This window comes from Streptomyces sp. NPDC007971 (assembly GCF_042958635.1).
Taxonomy (GTDB): Bacteria; Actinomycetota; Actinomycetes; order Streptomycetales; family Streptomycetaceae; genus Streptomyces.
The window spans coordinates 268213-283280 of the sequence record NZ_JBIBJK010000008.1; the positions used below are offsets into that span (position 1 = coordinate 268213).

The following is a 15068-nucleotide window of genomic DNA, read 5'->3' on the forward strand; positions in this document are numbered from 1 at the left end:
GCAACCGGTGACGACCGCTGGACCGCCCGTGAAGGGCCGCGCCACCCGGCAGCGGGCCGCCGTGGCGGCGGCCCTGGACGAGGTCGACGAGTTCCGCAGCGCGCAGGAACTGCACGACATGCTCAAACACAAGGGCGACTCGGTCGGCCTGACCACGGTCTACCGCACCCTCCAGAACCTCGCCGACGCCGGCGAGGTCGATGTCCTGCGCACCTCCGACGGCGAGTCCGTCTACCGCCGCTGCTCCTCCGGCGAACACCACCACCACCTCGTCTGCCGCTCCTGCGGCAAGGCGGTCGAGGTCGAGGGCCCGGCGGTGGAGAAGTGGGCGGAGGCGATCGCGGCGGAGCACGGGTACGTCAACGTGGCACACACCGTGGAGATCTTCGGCACGTGCGCGGAGTGCGCCTCCGCCGGGAACTGACGCTCAGGCCCGGGTCAGGTTGCAGCAGCGCCCCCACGTAATCGCCTGCGGCTGGTACACCAGCTCGACCACGTCCTGTTCGGCGTCCCGCCCCATGTCCATGACCACGAGGCGGGATCGTACAGGCGTCTTTCAGCCACGCCCGAAGCAGCGTTCCAGTTCGTCCAGGTCGTAGAACTTGCTGCCCTTGCCGACCGGGTGGCAGCCGGACCTGAAGGCCGTCTCCTTCTCGTTGTAGAGCATCCGCACCAGGTAGCGGTCGCCCTTCTGGAAGACGTCCCACTGGATGTTGGCGCCCAGGGGGGCCACCGAGGCGCCCCGCCAGGGGTTGTCCGCGTACGTGTACGGCTCTCCCGGCGTCGCCGGCCGCGTGCTGCCCGGCAGGCCCATCAGCGCCGCCAGCGGGATGATCTCCTCGGCGTGGGTGAAGCGCAGTTCGGCGCCGAGGTCGCTGGTGCCGTTCCGCTTGGCCTCGGCCTGCTCGAAGAAGTCGTCGAGGAGGACGCCCGCCATCTTGTAGGTGATGTCGCTGTCGGCGAAGCCGGGACCCTTCTCGTAGAAGTCCTCGACGTCGCCGAGGTAACCGAACCAGGCGGCGTCGGAGCGGGAGATGTACCGCTCCATGCCCCAGCCCTCGCCCCCGGGGCTCTCCCCGCTCATCGCGGGGGCGATGGCGTACAGGTGGTAGACGGCCTGGGCGGCGCCGACCCGGTCGGCGATCCGCTCGACGAAGGCGTCCTTGAAGAGCCTGCTCAGGACGGTGCGGGCGGCCCGGTGCGTGCGCGGCTGGTCGGTGATCGACTTCAGGGTGTCCGCGAGGCGCTGGTCGTGCGCGATGTAGTCGCGGTAGGCCGCACCGCCCGCCGCCTTGTGGAAGTACAGCAGGTCCTTGTCGGTGCGGGCGGGCCCGATCAGCGGCTTGAGCGCCGGGTCGGCGTCGGTGAGGGCGTCCGTGAACGCGGTGCCGCTGTCGACGGCCCGGCCCTGGCCGGAGCTGACCACGTCGATCTTCTCGCCGTCCGCGGCGATCCTCCCGAACAGGGAGGGCAGCCGCTGGTGCAGACGCGTGGCCGTGTCCTTCAGCTCCTGCTTGCCGCGGCCGCTGAGGTTGCCGTGGCCGACCTCGGCCATGGCCGCCTGCAGGGCCCGGACCGTCGGTCCGAACTCCTCGCCCCTGCGGGTGAGTTGGCCCTCGGCCTCGGCCTTGTCCCACAGGGCGAGGATGAGGTCGCCGTCCTCGCTGCCGGTGGCGGAGCGGGAGCCGTGCCGGGAGACGTTCTCGGTGAGGACGGGGACGAAACCGGCCGGGGGCCGCTGGTACGTGCGCGGGTCCTGCTCGGGCGCGTAGGGCGCCTTGGTGCCGTAGGAGTCCCGGTGGGCGGGGGCGTCGGCGGCGTGCGCCGGCAGCGCGGTGAGCAGCAGGGCGCCGAGGGCGAGGACGGGCGTGAGACGTCTCATGAGTCCCGCATCCTCGGCGGCCCCCGTGAATCGCCGGTGGCTACGAAGTGGAATCGCCCTTCATGTCGGCCTCCATGGCGAGGAGTTCCTCGTTCGGGACCGCCCCGCCGAAGCGCCGGTCGCGGGAGGCGAACTCGATGCAGGCCCGCCACAGGTCACGGCGGTCGAAGTCGGGCCACAGCACGTCCTGGAAGACCATCTCGGCGTACGCGCTCTGCCAGATCAGGTAGTTGGAGGTGCGCTGCTCGCCGCTGGGGCGCAGGAACAGGTCGACGTCCGGCATGTCCGGGTAGTAGAGGTACTTCGCGAGGGTCTTCTCGTTGACCTTGGACGGGTCGAGGCGGCCCGCCTTCACGTCCTCGGCCAGCGCCTGGGCGGCGTCGGCGATCTCGGCCCGGCCGCCGTAGTTCATGCAGAAGTACAGGGTGAGCAGGTCGTTGTCCTTGGTCTGCTCCTGGGCGACCTGGAGTTCCTTGGCGACCGACTTCCACAGCTTGGGCATGCGGCCCACCCAGCGCACCCGGATGCCGAGCGCGTCGAGCTGGTCGCGGGTCTTGCGGATGAAGTCGCGGTTGAAGTTCATCAGGAAGCGCACCTCGTCGGGCGAGCGCTTCCAGTTCTCGGTGGAGAAGGCGTACAGGGAGATGTTGCGGACGCCGATCTCGATGGAGCCCTGGAGCACGTCGAGGACGCGCTCGGCGCCGACCTTGTGGCCCTCGGTGCGCGGCAGCCCGCGCTCCTTGGCCCAGCGACCGTTGCCGTCCATGACGATCGCCACGTGGCTCGGGACCAGCTCGCCGGGCAGCTTGGGCGGGCGGGCGCCGGACGGGTGGGGCTCCGGCGCCTCGTACTCGCGCCGCTGACGCCCCAGGAACCCGCGAACGACCATGTGCTTCTCGTCTCCCTCTTGCTCACTTTTCCACGTACCGGAGCGAGCGCAGCCCGCGCTCCAGATGCCAGTGCAGGTAGGCGGACACCAGTCCGCTGCCCTCCCGGACGTAGCGCGCCTCGCACGCGTCCGCCGTCTCCCAGTCTCCCGTAAGCAGCGCGCCGAGCAGTACCAGGGTCTGCGGGGAGGGTACGACGCTGCCCGGCACCCGGCAGTCGACGCACACGGAGCCGCCGGAGGCGACCGAGAAGAAGCGGTTGGGCCCGGGCATGCCGCATCTGGCACAGCCGTCGAAACTGGGCGCGTAGCCGTTGACGGCGAGCGAGCGCAGCAGGAAGGCGTCGAGGACGAGGTGCGGGGCGTGCTCGCCGCGGGCGAGGGTGCGCAGGGCGCCGACCAGCAGCAGGTACTGCTGTACGGCCGGTTCGCCCTCGTGGTCCGTGAACCGCTCGGCGGTCTCCAGCATGGCGGTGCCGGCGGTGTACCGGGCGTAGTCGCTCACGATCCCGCCACCGTAGGGAGCGATGGTCTCGCTCTGCGTGCACAGCGGCAGCCCGCGCCCGACCAGCTCACTGCCCCGCGCGAAGAACTGCACGTCGACATGGGAGAACGGCTCCAGCCGGGCCCCGAACTTCGACTTGGTCCGCCGCACCCCGCGGGCCACGGCCCGCACCCGCCCGTGCCCCCGCGTGAGCAGCGTGATGATCCGGTCCGCCTCGCCGAGCTTCTGGGTCCGCAGGACGATCCCGTCGTCCCGGAAGAGGCTCATGGCCGGCCCTCAGGGGTGCGGCGCACGATGCCGTCGGCACGGAACAGATTCATGGCTCCATTCTGCCCGGCCGGGCCGCGCCCCGGGGCCGCGGGCCTTTCTTCAAGGCACTTCGCCGCGGCTGCGCGCGTTGGCGTGGGCCGTCGCCGCGCTCAGCTTCTCGGCCGGGGTGGCCCGGCGGACGGCCTCCGGCCTGGCGTCCCACTCCCGACCGCCGCCGTAGGGCCGCAGCTGCACGTACGGCCCTTCGTACCCCATGACGATGCCGAGGCGGCCGGTGCGGGTGTCGACGGCGCAGGAGCCGACCGGAAGTTTCATCGCGTCCACCTCCGGTGGCTCCCCTGCCCCCGGCAATTTCACGCTTCGCATGCCACTGGTGGCCCAGCGTGCCTAAACTCGGCGCGGACTCTGCCCGCGCACCCGGCTGTCGGGCCATGCCAACTCGCGCCCGTCCACCGCCATTTCACCCCGTCAATGGTGCGACCTGTGGCGGCTACGCCATTCGTGTGTGATCTCTTGACCACCCCCACGGGCTTTCCTATGGTCGCGCTACCGAAACCGGACGTAGGACGTCGTACCTCTCCCCTCCCCCCGACCTCGTTGGAGGAACCGTGCGCGACGACGTGACCCACGACGTGCCGGCACCGCGCCGCCGCTCGTTCCTGACGTTCACGGGGGCGCTGGGCGCTGCCGCCGTCCTTCCGCCGGCACTGGCGGGCTGCTCCGCCGGTCCCGAGTCCACGAACGACACCGGAAGCGGAGGCAGCGGCAAGAACCGCACGCTGACCGCCGTGATCGGGTACGGCAACGACGGCAGCTGGGACCCGACGCAGACGGCCTCCGCGTTCGCCATGGCCGCGAACAACCACATCTACGAGGGGCTGCTCGACACCGACCCGATCTCCCGGGTGCCGTACCCGGCGCTCGCCACCGAGGTGCCCAAGGACCCGAACGCCACCGTCTGGCGGTTCACCCTGCGCTCCGGTGCGACCTTCCACGACGGCAAGCCCGTCACCGCCGACGACGTCGTCTTCGTCTTCGACCGGATCCTCGACCCGAAGACGCAGACCCTCGCCAAGGGCTTCTTCGTCAGCTGGCTGGAGCAGGCGCGCAAGGTCGATGCACGGACCGTCGAGCTGGTGCTCAAGTACCCCTTCCCGGACGGGCTGGCCCGGCTGACGCTGGCCAAGGTCATGCCGAAGCACGTGTTCTCCCGGCCGGGCGCCTGGGACGACGCGATCAAGGGTCTCGCGGTGGGCTCGGGGCCGTACCGGCAGACCGCGCACCACCCGAAGTCGAACACCACCTTCGAGGCGTTCGCCGCCTACAACGGCCCGCGCAAGCCCGCCTTCAAGCGGATGAACTGGCTGACGATCGTGGACGCGGCGCCCCGCGTGGCGAAGATCTCCGGGAGCGGCGCGGGCGCGCAGATCGCCGACAACATCCCCTACGCCAACATCGCCCGCCTGGAGCAGGGCGGTATGAAGGTGGCGGGCGGCGCCGGGATGAACAACCTCTTCCTGATGTTCAACACGCAGCACAAGCCCTTCGACGACGTCCGGGTGCGCCAGGCGCTGCACTACGCGATCGACACCGAGAAGATGGTGCAGGTCGCGCTGAAGGGGCACGGCACACCGGCGTCCTCGTTCCTCAACGAGAACAACCCCGCCTACCGGCGGGCCAAAACGGTCTACGGCCACGATCCCGCGAAGGCGAAGGCGCTGCTGAGGGCCGCGGGGGTCAAGGGGCTGAAGGTCGAGATCCTCGCCGTGAACGTCAGCTGGATCGTGGACTGCCTGCCGACCATCAAGTCCTCCTGGGACGCGATCGGCGTCCAGACGACCCTGGCCCCGCAGGAGACCACGGCCGTGTTCACCAAGATGGACCAGAAGCAGGACTACCAGGTGGTGGCGGCGGCCTCCAACCCCAATCAGTTCGGGCTCGACGCCGACCTGATCATGCATTACAACTACGGGCCCGACAACCTGTGGATGGGCTACACCCGGTGGGCCGGCAACCCGGTCGCCAAGCAGCTCTTCAGGGACATGGACCGGGCGACCCGGGAGCCGGACCGGGCGAAGAAGAAGGCGATGGTCCAGGACTACATCGACGTCGTCGCCGAGCAGGCCGTCCTCTATCCGGTCGTCCACAACGAGCTGATGACAGCCTGGGACCCGCGCAAGCTCAGCGGGATAAGGCCGCAGCCGTATCCGGGCATCAACCTGCTCCAGGCCGCGTGGGCCTAGCGGTATGACGGCCGTCGTACGGATCCTGCTGCGCCGCGTCGCCCTGCTCGTGCCGCTGCTGCTGGGGATCGTGCTGTTCGTGTTCCTGGTGATGCGGTTCTCCGACGTCGACCCGGCGTCGGCGTTCTTCCAGGGCGCGAACCCGACCCCCCAGCAGCTGCACGACTTCCGGGAGCGCAACGGCCTGCTGGACCCGCTCCCGGTGCGCTACGTCCATTTCGTCGGCGCCCTGCTCCACGGCGACCTGGGCACCAGCGCCCTGACCCGGGCGCCGGTCGTCGACCAGGTCACCACCGCGCTGCCGCTCACCCTCCAGCTGACCTTCCTCGGCCTGGGCATCGCGGTGGTGCTCGCGCTGGCCGGGGGCGTCACGGCGGCCGTCCACCGGGACCGGCTGCCGGACCAGGTCATCCGGATCGTCTCCCTGATCGGGGTCGCGGCCCCCGGTTTCTGGCTGGCGCTGCTGATGATCCAGTACCTGGCGGTGGACCGCGGCTGGTTCCCGACCGGCGGCTACATCAACCCGGCCGACTCCGTCACCGGCTGGCTCAAGACCATGGCGCTGCCGGCGTTCGCCCTGTCGCTGCCGGTGGCCGCCCAGCTGACCCGGATCGTGCGCACGTCCGTGGTGGAGGAGCTGGACAAGGACTATGTGCGCACCGCGATCGGCAGCGGGCTGCCGCCCCGGGTGGTGGTCGGCCGGAACGTGCTGCGCAACGCCCTCGTCAACCCGCTGACCGTGCTGGGCCTCAGGGTCGGCTATCTGCTGGGCGGTGCGGTCGTCATCGAGACGATCTTCTCGCTGCCCGGCATGGGCAAGCTGATGATCGACGCCGTGCAGAACGGCGACCCGGCCGTGGTCCAGGGGGTCGTGCTGACCACGGCCACCGGGTTCGTCGTCGTCAACCTCGTCATCGACATCCTCTATCTGCTCGTCAACCCACGTCTGAGGGCGGCCTGATGGTCACGCGCGCGGAGCTCACCGAGCGGCTCTCCCGGCCCGGCGTCCGGCTGCGCGGCTGGCGCCGGCTGCCGCTGCTGTCGAAGACCGCCGTCTGCTTCCTGGCCCTCGTGGTCCTGGTCGCCGTCCTCGCGCCCGTGCTCGCCCCGCACGACCCGCTCGACCAGCAGGACCCGGTCGGTGGCAGCGGGCATCCGTCGGCCGGTCACTGGATGGGCCAGGACAGCCTCGGCCGGGACATCCTCAGCCGGCTGATGTACGGCGCCCGCTGGTCGCTGGCCATCGGGCTCGGCGCGACCGCGCTCGCGCTGGTCGTCGGCGCGGTCGTCGGGGCGCTCGCCGCCACCTCGCGCAAGGGGGTCGACGAGACGCTGATGCGCTGCCTGGACGTGGTCATGGCGTTCCCGGGCATCGCGCTCGCGGCGGTGCTGGTCGCCGTCTTCGGCGGCGGGATCGGCGTACTGATCTGCGCGATCGCCTTCCTGTTCACCCCGCCGGTCGCCCGGGTGGTGCGGGCCAACGTGCTCGACCAGTACGGGGAGGACTACGTCACCGCGGAGCGGGTGATCGGCGCCCGCACCCCGCACATCGTGCTGCGGCACGTGGCCGTCAACTGTGCCGCCCCGGTGCTGGTGTTCTGCACGGTCCAGGTCGCCGAAGCCATCGTCTTCGAGGCGTCGCTGTCCTTCATCGGCGCGGGTGTGCGACCCCCGGACCCCTCCTGGGGCAGTGTCATCGCCGACGGCAAGAACATGGTGCTGACCGGCGGCTGGTGGGCGACCGTGTTCCCCGGGCTGCTGATGCTGCTGACCGTCCTGTCCCTGAACGTGCTCTCCGAGGGTGTCTCGGACGCCTGGGCCGCTCCGGCGGCCCGCGAGGTGGAGGCGCCCGAGGACCGTCTGGAGGCACCGGAGGCCGGCACCGGCGAGGTGCTGCCGCTGCCCGGCCTGGCCGAGTCCGCCGGGCGGCTGCGCGCCCGGGCCCGCCCGCGCCCCGCGCCCGGCGGGCAGCCGGTGCTCGCGGTGGAGAACCTCGCGATCGGCTTCCCCGGACGGCACCGGGGCGTGGACATCGTGGCCGGCGTGAGCTTCGAGGTGCACCCGGGCGAGGTGCTGGGCCTGGTGGGCGAGTCGGGCTGCGGCAAGTCGCTGACCGCGCTCACCGTCATGGGCCTGCAGCCCCAGGGCGCCCGGGTGCGCGGCCAGGTCCGCTTCCACCAGCGGGACCTGCTCGCCGAGCCGATGCGGGTGCGGCGCCGGCTGCTCGGCCACGAGATGGCGATGGTCTACCAGGACGCCCTGTCCTCGCTGAACCCGGCGATGACCATCCGCGCCCAGCTCAAGCAGCTCGTACGGCGCGGCGGCCGCCGCAGCCCGCGGGAACTCCTCTCCCTGGTCGGCCTGGACCCCGAGCGCACCCTGCGCAGCTACCCGCACGAGCTCTCCGGCGGCCAGCGGCAGCGGGTGCTGATCGCCATGGCCCTCTCCCGCGACCCCGCGCTGATCGTCGCCGACGAGCCGACGACCGCCCTGGACGTGACCGTGCAGGCCCAGGTCATGGAGCTGCTGCTGCGGCTGCGCGCGGAACTGGGCTTCGCGCTGATCCTGGTCTCGCACGACCTGGCGCTGGTCGCCGACGTCACCGACCGGGTGGTGGTGATGTACGGCGGGCAGATCGTGGAGTCGGGCGTGACCGCCGACCTGGTGGAGGCGCCGGCCCACCACTACACGCGCGGGCTGCTCGGCAGCGTGCTCTCGCTGGAGTCGGCCGACGAACGGATGACGCAGATCAAGGGGGTCGTGCCGTCCCCCGCCGACTTCCCGGCGGGCTGCCGGTTCGCCGACCGCTGCCCGCTCGCGACCGAGGTCTGCCACACCACCGCGCCGGTCCTCACCGGCCCGGCCGCGCACACGACCGCCTGCCACCACCCGGCGGTGGAACCGACGTCGGCTCAGAGCGAGGCCCTGCAGTGACCGCTGATGTGCAGGACCGTACGGGGACCGCCGTCGTGGAGGTGCGGGACGTCCACGTCGTCCACAAGGCCCGCGGCGGCGGCGTGTTCTCCCGCGACCGGGTGTACGCCCTCACCGGCGCCTCTCTCGCCGTCGCGCCGGGCGAGACGGTCGGAGTGGTCGGCGAGTCGGGCTGCGGGAAGTCGACGCTGGCGCGGGTGCTGGTGGGCATCCAGCGGCCGGCCTCGGGGACGGTGTCGTTCCGGGGCCGTGACCTGTGGTCGATGCCGCCGGCCGAACGCCGGTCCACGGTCGGCGCGGGCACCGGCATGATCTTCCAGGACCCCTCGACCGCCCTGAACCGCAGGCTCACGGTCCGCCGCATCCTGCGCGACCCGCTGGACGTGCACGGCCGCGGCGGCAGAGCCGAACGGGACGACCGCGTGCGGGAGCTGATGGCCCTGGTGGGTCTCCCCCGGGCCCTCGCCGACGTACTGCCCGGGCAGCTCTCCGGGGGCCAGCGCCAGCGCGTCGCCATCGCCCGCGCACTCGCCCTCGACCCGGGCCTCGTCGTGGCCGACGAGCCGACCAGCGCCCTGGACGTCTCCGTCCGCGCCCAGATCCTCAACCTCCTCCTGGACCTGAAGGAACGTCTCGGACTCGCCCTGGTGTTCGTCTCGCACGACATCCAGACGGTACGGCGGATGAGCGACCGGGTGATCACCATGTACCTGGGCCGGATCGTGGAGGAGACACCGGCCGGCCGGGTCACCGACCAGGCCCGGCACCCGTACACCCGGGCCCTGTTCTCGGCCACCCCCGGCCTGCTCGACCCCATCGACCCGATCCCGCTGACCGGCCCGGTTCCCTCGGCGACCCGGCCGCCGAGCGGCTGCCCCTTCCGCACCCGCTGCTGGAAGGCCGACGAGGTCTGTGCGGGTGCGATGCCGGACTTCTCGGCCGCGTCGCAGCCCGGACACCGCTTCCGCTGTCACCATCCTGTGCAGGAGGACCAGTCGACCCGCGACCTGGCCCGCCAGAGCCTGCCCCGGAGCACCGAATGACCTTTCCCGCGTCCAGGGAGCCGATGGAGCGCAGCGCCCCGGAGGCGAACGAATCAATGCAGCTCACCGGTGTCGTCCCGCCCGTCTGCACGCCCCTGACACCGGAACGCGAGGTGGACGTGCCCTCCCTGCTCCGGCTGGTCGACCATCTGGTCGAGGCCGGGGTGCACGGACTGTTCGTGCTCGGCTCGACCTCCGAGGCGGCCTTCCTGACGGACGCGCAGCGCCGGCTCGTGGTCGAGGTGGTCGCCGGCCACATGGCCGGTCAGCTGTCCGTCCTCGCCGGGGCCATCGACATGACCACCCCCCGCGTCCTCGACCACGTCCGCGCGGTCACCGCGGCGGGCGCCGAGGCCGTCGTCGTCACCGCCCCCTTCTACGCCCGCACCCACCCCTCGGAGATCGTCCACCACTACCGCCGGATCGCGGCCGCGAGCCCGGTCCCGGTGATCGCCTACGACATCCCCGTCGCCGTGCACACCAAGCTCCCCGCCGAGCTGGTGCTGGGGCTCGCCTCCGACGGGGTGCTGGCGGGCCTGAAGGACTCCAGCGGGGACCTGGCAGCGTTCCGGGAGGTCGTCACCGGCGCCCGCGCCCACTCCGGCTTCAGCGTGCTGACCGGCTCCGAACTGCTCGTCGACTCGGCCCTGGCACTCGGCGCCGACGGCGTGGTGCCCGGCCTCGGCAACGTCGATCCGCACGGCTACGTCCGCCTCTACCGGGCCGCCCGGGCGGGCGACTGGGAGGGCGCGCGCAGCGAACAGGAGCGGCTGTGCACGCTGTTCGGCATGGCCGGAGTCGGGGATCCGGCGCGGATGGGCGGCAGCTCTTCGGCGATCGGCGCGTTCAAGACGGCGCTGCACCTGCGCGGGATCATCGACTGCCCGGTGACGGCGGAGCCGCAGGTGCCGCTGTCCGGGGACGAGGTGGCGAAGGTGGGGAAGCTCCTGGCGGGAGCGGGGTTGCTGTAGGCGGTTCCATTCGGACCGGTCGGCCCTTGGCGGTCGGCACCCGGCGATTCCTGTGCGTCACCACCGCTCACTCGACGTTCATGGGTCGCAGGCGAGAAGCGATAAAATTACCGAAAATGGTGGCCTGACTTCCGGACCTGAGCTGCACTCGACCCGTGCGACCTTGGGGAGCGGCATGATGGCGAGGTCTCCTGAGAAACGCGGAGTCCCGCACGGCGCTGGCGTACGGGGCAGGCTGCTGTCCCTCCTGCCTGCCCTGCTACTGGTCATCGGCCTGCTCGTCGGCCTCTTCACACCCCGCGCCGTCCGGCCGGACGCCATCCTCGCCACAGCCATGATCTCCGGCGCTGCGCTGCTGCCCCTGTGGGGGACCGTGCTCATCGGAGTCGGCGCGTGCGCCGGCTTCCTCGGCCTCATGGTGGACTTCGACGCGCTGCGGGATGCGACCGCCTACTCCGAGCTGGCCAGCCTCGTCGCGATCGCGGCATTCGCCGTCTTCTTCAACCGCCTGCTGGACCGACGCGCCCATCAGCTGACCCAGGTCCGCTCGGTCGCCGAGACCGCCCAGCTGGCGGTGCTGCACCCGATTCCGCGACACCTCGGTCACGTCACCCTCGAAAGTCTGTATCTGGCCGCTGCGGCGGAAGCCCGGATCGGCGGCGACCTCTACGAGGCGATCCGCACCCCGCACGGCGTACGGCTCCTCATCGGCGACGTACGCGGCAAAGGCCTGCTCGCGATGCAGGCGGCGGCGATGCTGCTCAGCGCCTTCCGCGAGGCCGCCCACGACGCGCCCGACCTGCCCCACCTCGCGTGCCGCCTGGAGACGAGCGTGAGCCGCAACGCCTCCAAGACCCCGGAGATCCCGGGCTCGGAGATCGTCGAACGCTTCGCCACCGCGCTCCTCGCCGAGATCCCGGACGACGAACCGGTCCTCCGGACCGTCACCTGCGGCCACCCGCCCCCGCTGCTGCTGCACCGCGGCGAGGTACGGGAGCTGCAGCCCGCCTCCCCCTCACCGCCACTCAACCTCGGCGACCTGGTGAGCGACGGCTACCACGTCGATCTCACCCCCTTCCACCCCGGGGACCAGCTCCTGCTGTACACCGACGGGGTCACCGAGACCCGCGACCGCTCCGGCGCCTTCTACCCCCTTGCCGAACGCGTCCGCTCATGGAGCGGCGAGACGCCCCACCAGCTCCTCGGCCATCTCCACCGCGACCTGATCGCCTACAGCGGCGGCGCGCTCGACGACGACATCGCCGCCCTCGTCGCCCGGCGGCGCCCGAGCCTGTGATCCCTCTGATCCCTCTGATCAGGAGAGTCGCTGCGCCCCGGCCAGGGTCAGGTGGGCGTGGGTGCGCTCGCCGCCGCGGGGCGAGTCTCCTTCAGGGCGTCCATGAAGAGGGCGAAGGATACGGCGGGGAAGGTGAGGGTTGCTCTCGCCGGGACCTTGGAGTCGCGGACGGATATGCGGGTGAGGGCGGTAGCGATCTCCACGCAGGAGTTGCCGTCGCCGGGACCGGAGTAGGACGACTTCCGCCAGTTGTCAGGGGTGCCCATGGAGTGCCTCACAGCTCTTTCGCCAGCTTGTGGATGAAGTCGCGCGAGTGCTCGGGGTCGAGCGACGCAGCCTCCAGTCTATGAAAGAGCGTTCGAAATGCACCGAGTTGAGCTTCGCAGTCGATGAAGGCTGTCCCATGAGGGCCCTCGCGTACGACCGTGTCCAGCTTCGGTACCGCACCGCCCGCATACGTCATGGTGCTGGCGGCACCGGCGAACCCCTCCAGGGCGAAGGGGATGACGCGCACGGTGACATGCTCCGCCCCGGAGAGGTCGAGGAGGCAGGCGAGCTGCGCCCGCGCTGCGGCGCGGTCACTGACCATCATGCGCAGGGCGGCCTCGTGAATGATCGCCTCGTACGGAGAGCCGTCCAGGGCCGCCTTTCGTTGCATCCGGTGACGTACACGCAACTCAAGTTCACCGACCGGGGGTTCAGGGACCCGGTAGGAGAAGACGGCACGCGCGTAGTCCTCCGTCTGAAGGGGTCCTGGGACGAAGAGGAACTGGACCTCCCGCAGGAAGGTGGCATGGTGCTCCAGTTCGGCGAGGTCGAGAAACGGCGTGGGCAGCAGCTGCCGGTACTCCTCCCACCAGCCTCGCGTGCGGTCGGTCGCCATCGCCACCAGGGCCTCGATGAGTTCGTGGTCCGAGCAGGAGTAATTGGAGGCGAGGCGGCGCAGCCGATGCTCGCTCACACCTGTGAGACCTGACTCGATCTGGCTGATGTGTGGAGGGCTCACCCCAAGCAGCTTTGCCGCCTCTCGCGCGCTGAGGCCTGCCGCGTCACGGAGTCTGCGCAGCTCGACAGCCAGGCGCAACTGACGTGCCGTCGGCTCGGACCTCAATGGCATCGACGATTCCTCTCAACACATCTGCCAGCTCGACCCGTCCGGGTGTCAGGTTACGCGACCAGCTTGCGATGCATTAACAGTTAGCCCTACCGTCGGTGACGCAGCGAACACGCAACGGAAGCGCACCGCGACGTCGCGCCATGACGACTGCGGCAATGCCACCGTGTGGGAAATCCCCTTCACCTCACCGGAGTTGCTGACGCATGTCCGAAGTCGAGTCCTGGGACTACACCCTCTACATCCCCAACGACCTGAGAGCGGTGACGGTCTGTCGCCGCACCCTGCGCCTGATCCTGACCCTGCACGGATTGACTGCCCTGGTCGACACGGCAGAACTGCTGGCGACGGAGCTGTATCGAACGCGGTACGCCACACGAAGGGGCCGACGGCGCTGAGGGTTCGCCGCACGGCGGAGGGGGTGGTGTGGATCGGGGCGTGGGACACGGACCCCGGACCACCGGAGCCGCCGCAACCGTTGGCGTCGACAGGGGAGCTGGAGGAGGCAGGCCGGGGACTGGGCCCGGTCATGACCTGCGCGGACTACTGGGGCTGGCAGCCGTCGGCGCGGTTCGGGAACCGGGGCAAGTACGTGTGGTGCGAACTTGCTGCGGCCTAAGGCGGACGACCGCAAACGGGGCAGCTGGCCCCACTACCTCTCCTACCTCTACGAGAAGTACCGCTGCGAACCGGTGCTCATCGTCATCACCCAGAGCAGCACCACGGCACGCTGGGCCTCCCAGCCCATCCAGCTCGGCTTTCCCGGCTGGTACTCCCTGACGGTGCGGCCACTCGTACTCGGTCCCGACAACGTGCCGGTGATCGCAGACGAGAGGCAGGCGGAGCGGGACGTACCCCTTGCGGTGCTCTCGGCGATGACACACGGGCGCGGCCCGGGCGCCGCCGCCATACTGGAATCCCTGGCGTCCGCCCTGGGAACCATCGACCCCGGCAGCGCCGCGGTCTTCGTGCAGTTCGTCGACTCATGCCTGGCCGATCCCCAGGCGAAGCAGATGTGGAGGGATCTGATGACGGCGATCCAGTACTTCTGGCGACACCCGCTGGCAGAACAGGTACGCGAGGAGGGGCGGGAGCAGGGACTGGAACAGGGTCGGGCCGAGGCCAAGGCCGAGGTAGACGTCCCCAGGTAGCCACCCGATCGTCACCAGTTCCCGTAGTTCTCGACCAGTGTGGTGATCAGTGTGAGCAGCGCGTCGGCCCGGTGCCGGTCCTCGCGCTGGTTGCGCAGGGACTCGTCGGCAGCCCGGAGCCGGGCCAGGGCGGGCGGTTCGCCGTCCACCACATCGTCGACCACCGGTGCAGTGAGCAGGTCCAGGCACTCGGTGAGCATCCGACAGGTCGCGGGCGACGGCGGGTTGGGGTCGGGTTCGGCGTACGCGGCGGTCAGGTACCGCGCGGGATCGGTGAGGCTCCAGCCGACGACGGTGCCGTGCTGGACGAGGAGCGCCACGTCGGGGGCTACGCCGATACACGCTTCCAGCGGCTCGTCGAGGACGTCGAGGTCGCGCAGACAGATCAGTACGGCGTCCCCGGGAGCGCGGCACAGCACCGTGCATGTCTCATGCCGGAAGTCCTCGACCTCGTCCGCGCGGAGCCCGCCCTGGCGTACGGGGGGCATGAAGGGAAGACGGGTGGAGGTCTCAGCGTCGGCGGACACGTACGGCATCTGGAGTTCGGCACCGACCAGCTTTCGGCTGTCCGGGTCGAACCGGAAGACGTCAGGAGTGTCCCAGAGCCGGTCCTGGCTGCCGAAGGTATGCGCGAGGAACCGCTCACGCTCCTGCACGTCCACGTACTGCATTACATCCACGGAGTCGCCCGTGAAGCGGGGGGTGATGTGCAGCGGGTCGTCCGTCACCGTTGCGCGCCAGTCGCCGTCGAACGAAAGTTTCGTGGTCATTC

The 15068-nt window shown here is 70.6% G+C and carries 14 protein-coding genes and 2 pseudogenes; 9 read left to right on the forward strand and 7 right to left on the reverse strand.

Annotated elements, in window-relative coordinates:
* Positions 1-7: 7 nt before the first annotated feature.
* Positions 8-424 (forward strand): transcriptional repressor, encoded by a 417-nt coding sequence (locus ACFZCP_RS19090; protein WP_362678581.1) that lies wholly within the window; start codon positions 8-10, stop codon positions 422-424.
* Positions 425-556: 132 nt separating this feature from the next.
* Here ACFZCP_RS19090 and ACFZCP_RS19095 read toward each other — a convergent pair whose 3' ends face one another.
* From ACFZCP_RS19095 to ACFZCP_RS19110, 4 genes are all read right to left on the reverse strand, one after another.
* Positions 557-1882 carry a histidine-type phosphatase gene (locus ACFZCP_RS19095; RefSeq protein ID WP_391428209.1) on the reverse strand — a complete coding sequence of 442 codons (1326 nt, stop codon included), beginning with the start codon at positions 1880-1882 and terminating at the stop codon, positions 557-559.
* A gap of 40 nt (positions 1883-1922) precedes the next feature.
* Positions 1923-2771: an isoprenyl transferase gene (locus tag ACFZCP_RS19100; RefSeq protein ID WP_362678572.1), complete on the reverse strand. Its 849-nt coding sequence runs from the start codon at positions 2769-2771 to the stop codon at positions 1923-1925.
* A gap of 22 nt (positions 2772-2793) precedes the next feature.
* On the reverse strand, positions 2794-3540 hold the full coding sequence (gene recO, locus ACFZCP_RS19105; protein WP_362678569.1) for a DNA repair protein RecO: 747 nt from the start codon (positions 3538-3540) through the stop codon (positions 2794-2796).
* 102 nt (positions 3541-3642) lie between these two features.
* On the reverse strand, positions 3643-3858 hold the full coding sequence (locus tag ACFZCP_RS19110) for a hypothetical protein (RefSeq protein ID WP_067318308.1): 216 nt from the start codon (positions 3856-3858) through the stop codon (positions 3643-3645).
* 293 nt (positions 3859-4151) lie between these two features.
* Between ACFZCP_RS19110 and ACFZCP_RS19115 the strand changes: the two genes are divergently transcribed.
* The 6 genes from ACFZCP_RS19115 (at position 4152) to ACFZCP_RS19140 (ending at position 12031) form a co-directional block, all read left to right on the forward strand.
* The gene (locus ACFZCP_RS19115; RefSeq protein ID WP_391428210.1) at positions 4152-5786 is read left to right on the forward strand and encodes an ABC transporter substrate-binding protein; all 1635 of its coding nucleotides are present in this window, start codon (positions 4152-4154) and stop codon (positions 5784-5786) included.
* A 4-nt stretch (positions 5787-5790) separates the two neighbouring features.
* Positions 5791-6747: an ABC transporter permease gene (locus ACFZCP_RS19120; protein WP_362678562.1), complete on the forward strand. Its 957-nt coding sequence runs from the start codon at positions 5791-5793 to the stop codon at positions 6745-6747.
* A complete protein-coding gene (locus ACFZCP_RS19125; RefSeq protein ID WP_391428211.1) occupies positions 6747-8720 on the forward strand; it encodes an oligopeptide/dipeptide ABC transporter ATP-binding protein in 1974 nt (657 codons plus the stop codon). The genes ACFZCP_RS19120 and ACFZCP_RS19125 overlap by 1 nt, the downstream gene beginning before the upstream one ends.
* Positions 8717-9763 carry an oligopeptide/dipeptide ABC transporter ATP-binding protein gene (locus tag ACFZCP_RS19130; RefSeq protein WP_391428212.1) on the forward strand — a complete coding sequence of 349 codons (1047 nt, stop codon included), beginning with the start codon at positions 8717-8719 and terminating at the stop codon, positions 9761-9763. Before ACFZCP_RS19125 ends, ACFZCP_RS19130 begins: the two co-directional genes overlap by 4 nt.
* A 56-nt stretch (positions 9764-9819) precedes the next feature.
* The gene (locus ACFZCP_RS19135; RefSeq protein WP_362680514.1) at positions 9820-10734 is read left to right on the forward strand and encodes a dihydrodipicolinate synthase family protein; all 915 of its coding nucleotides are present in this window, start codon (positions 9820-9822) and stop codon (positions 10732-10734) included.
* 178 nt (positions 10735-10912) lie between these two features.
* The gene (locus tag ACFZCP_RS19140; protein WP_391428213.1) at positions 10913-12031 is read left to right on the forward strand and encodes a SpoIIE family protein phosphatase; all 1119 of its coding nucleotides are present in this window, start codon (positions 10913-10915) and stop codon (positions 12029-12031) included.
* Between the two features lie 47 nt (positions 12032-12078).
* Here ACFZCP_RS19140 and ACFZCP_RS19145 read toward each other — a convergent pair whose 3' ends face one another.
* Positions 12079-12297, reverse strand: a complete 219-nt coding sequence (locus ACFZCP_RS19145; RefSeq protein WP_391428214.1) for a DUF397 domain-containing protein — start codon at positions 12295-12297, stop codon at positions 12079-12081.
* Between the two features lie 8 nt (positions 12298-12305).
* Positions 12306-13148 carry a Scr1 family TA system antitoxin-like transcriptional regulator gene (locus tag ACFZCP_RS19150; RefSeq protein WP_391428215.1) on the reverse strand — a complete coding sequence of 281 codons (843 nt, stop codon included), beginning with the start codon at positions 13146-13148 and terminating at the stop codon, positions 12306-12308.
* A 203-nt stretch (positions 13149-13351) separates the two neighbouring features.
* On the opposite strand from ACFZCP_RS19150, the pseudogene ACFZCP_RS19155 reads away from it, so the two are divergent.
* Together ACFZCP_RS19155 and ACFZCP_RS19160 are read left to right on the forward strand one after the other, a co-directional pair.
* Positions 13352-13764, forward strand: a pseudogene (locus ACFZCP_RS19155) (ATP-binding protein).
* A pseudogene (locus ACFZCP_RS19160) lies at positions 13763-14281 on the forward strand (hypothetical protein); the annotation flags it as partial. The pseudogenes ACFZCP_RS19155 and ACFZCP_RS19160, both read left to right, overlap by 2 nt.
* Before the next feature lie 26 nt (positions 14282-14307).
* Here ACFZCP_RS19160 and ACFZCP_RS19165 read toward each other — a convergent pair.
* Positions 14308-15066, reverse strand: a complete 759-nt coding sequence (locus ACFZCP_RS19165) for a hypothetical protein (RefSeq protein ID WP_391428216.1) — start codon at positions 15064-15066, stop codon at positions 14308-14310.
* Between the last annotated feature and the right edge of the window lie 2 nt (positions 15067-15068).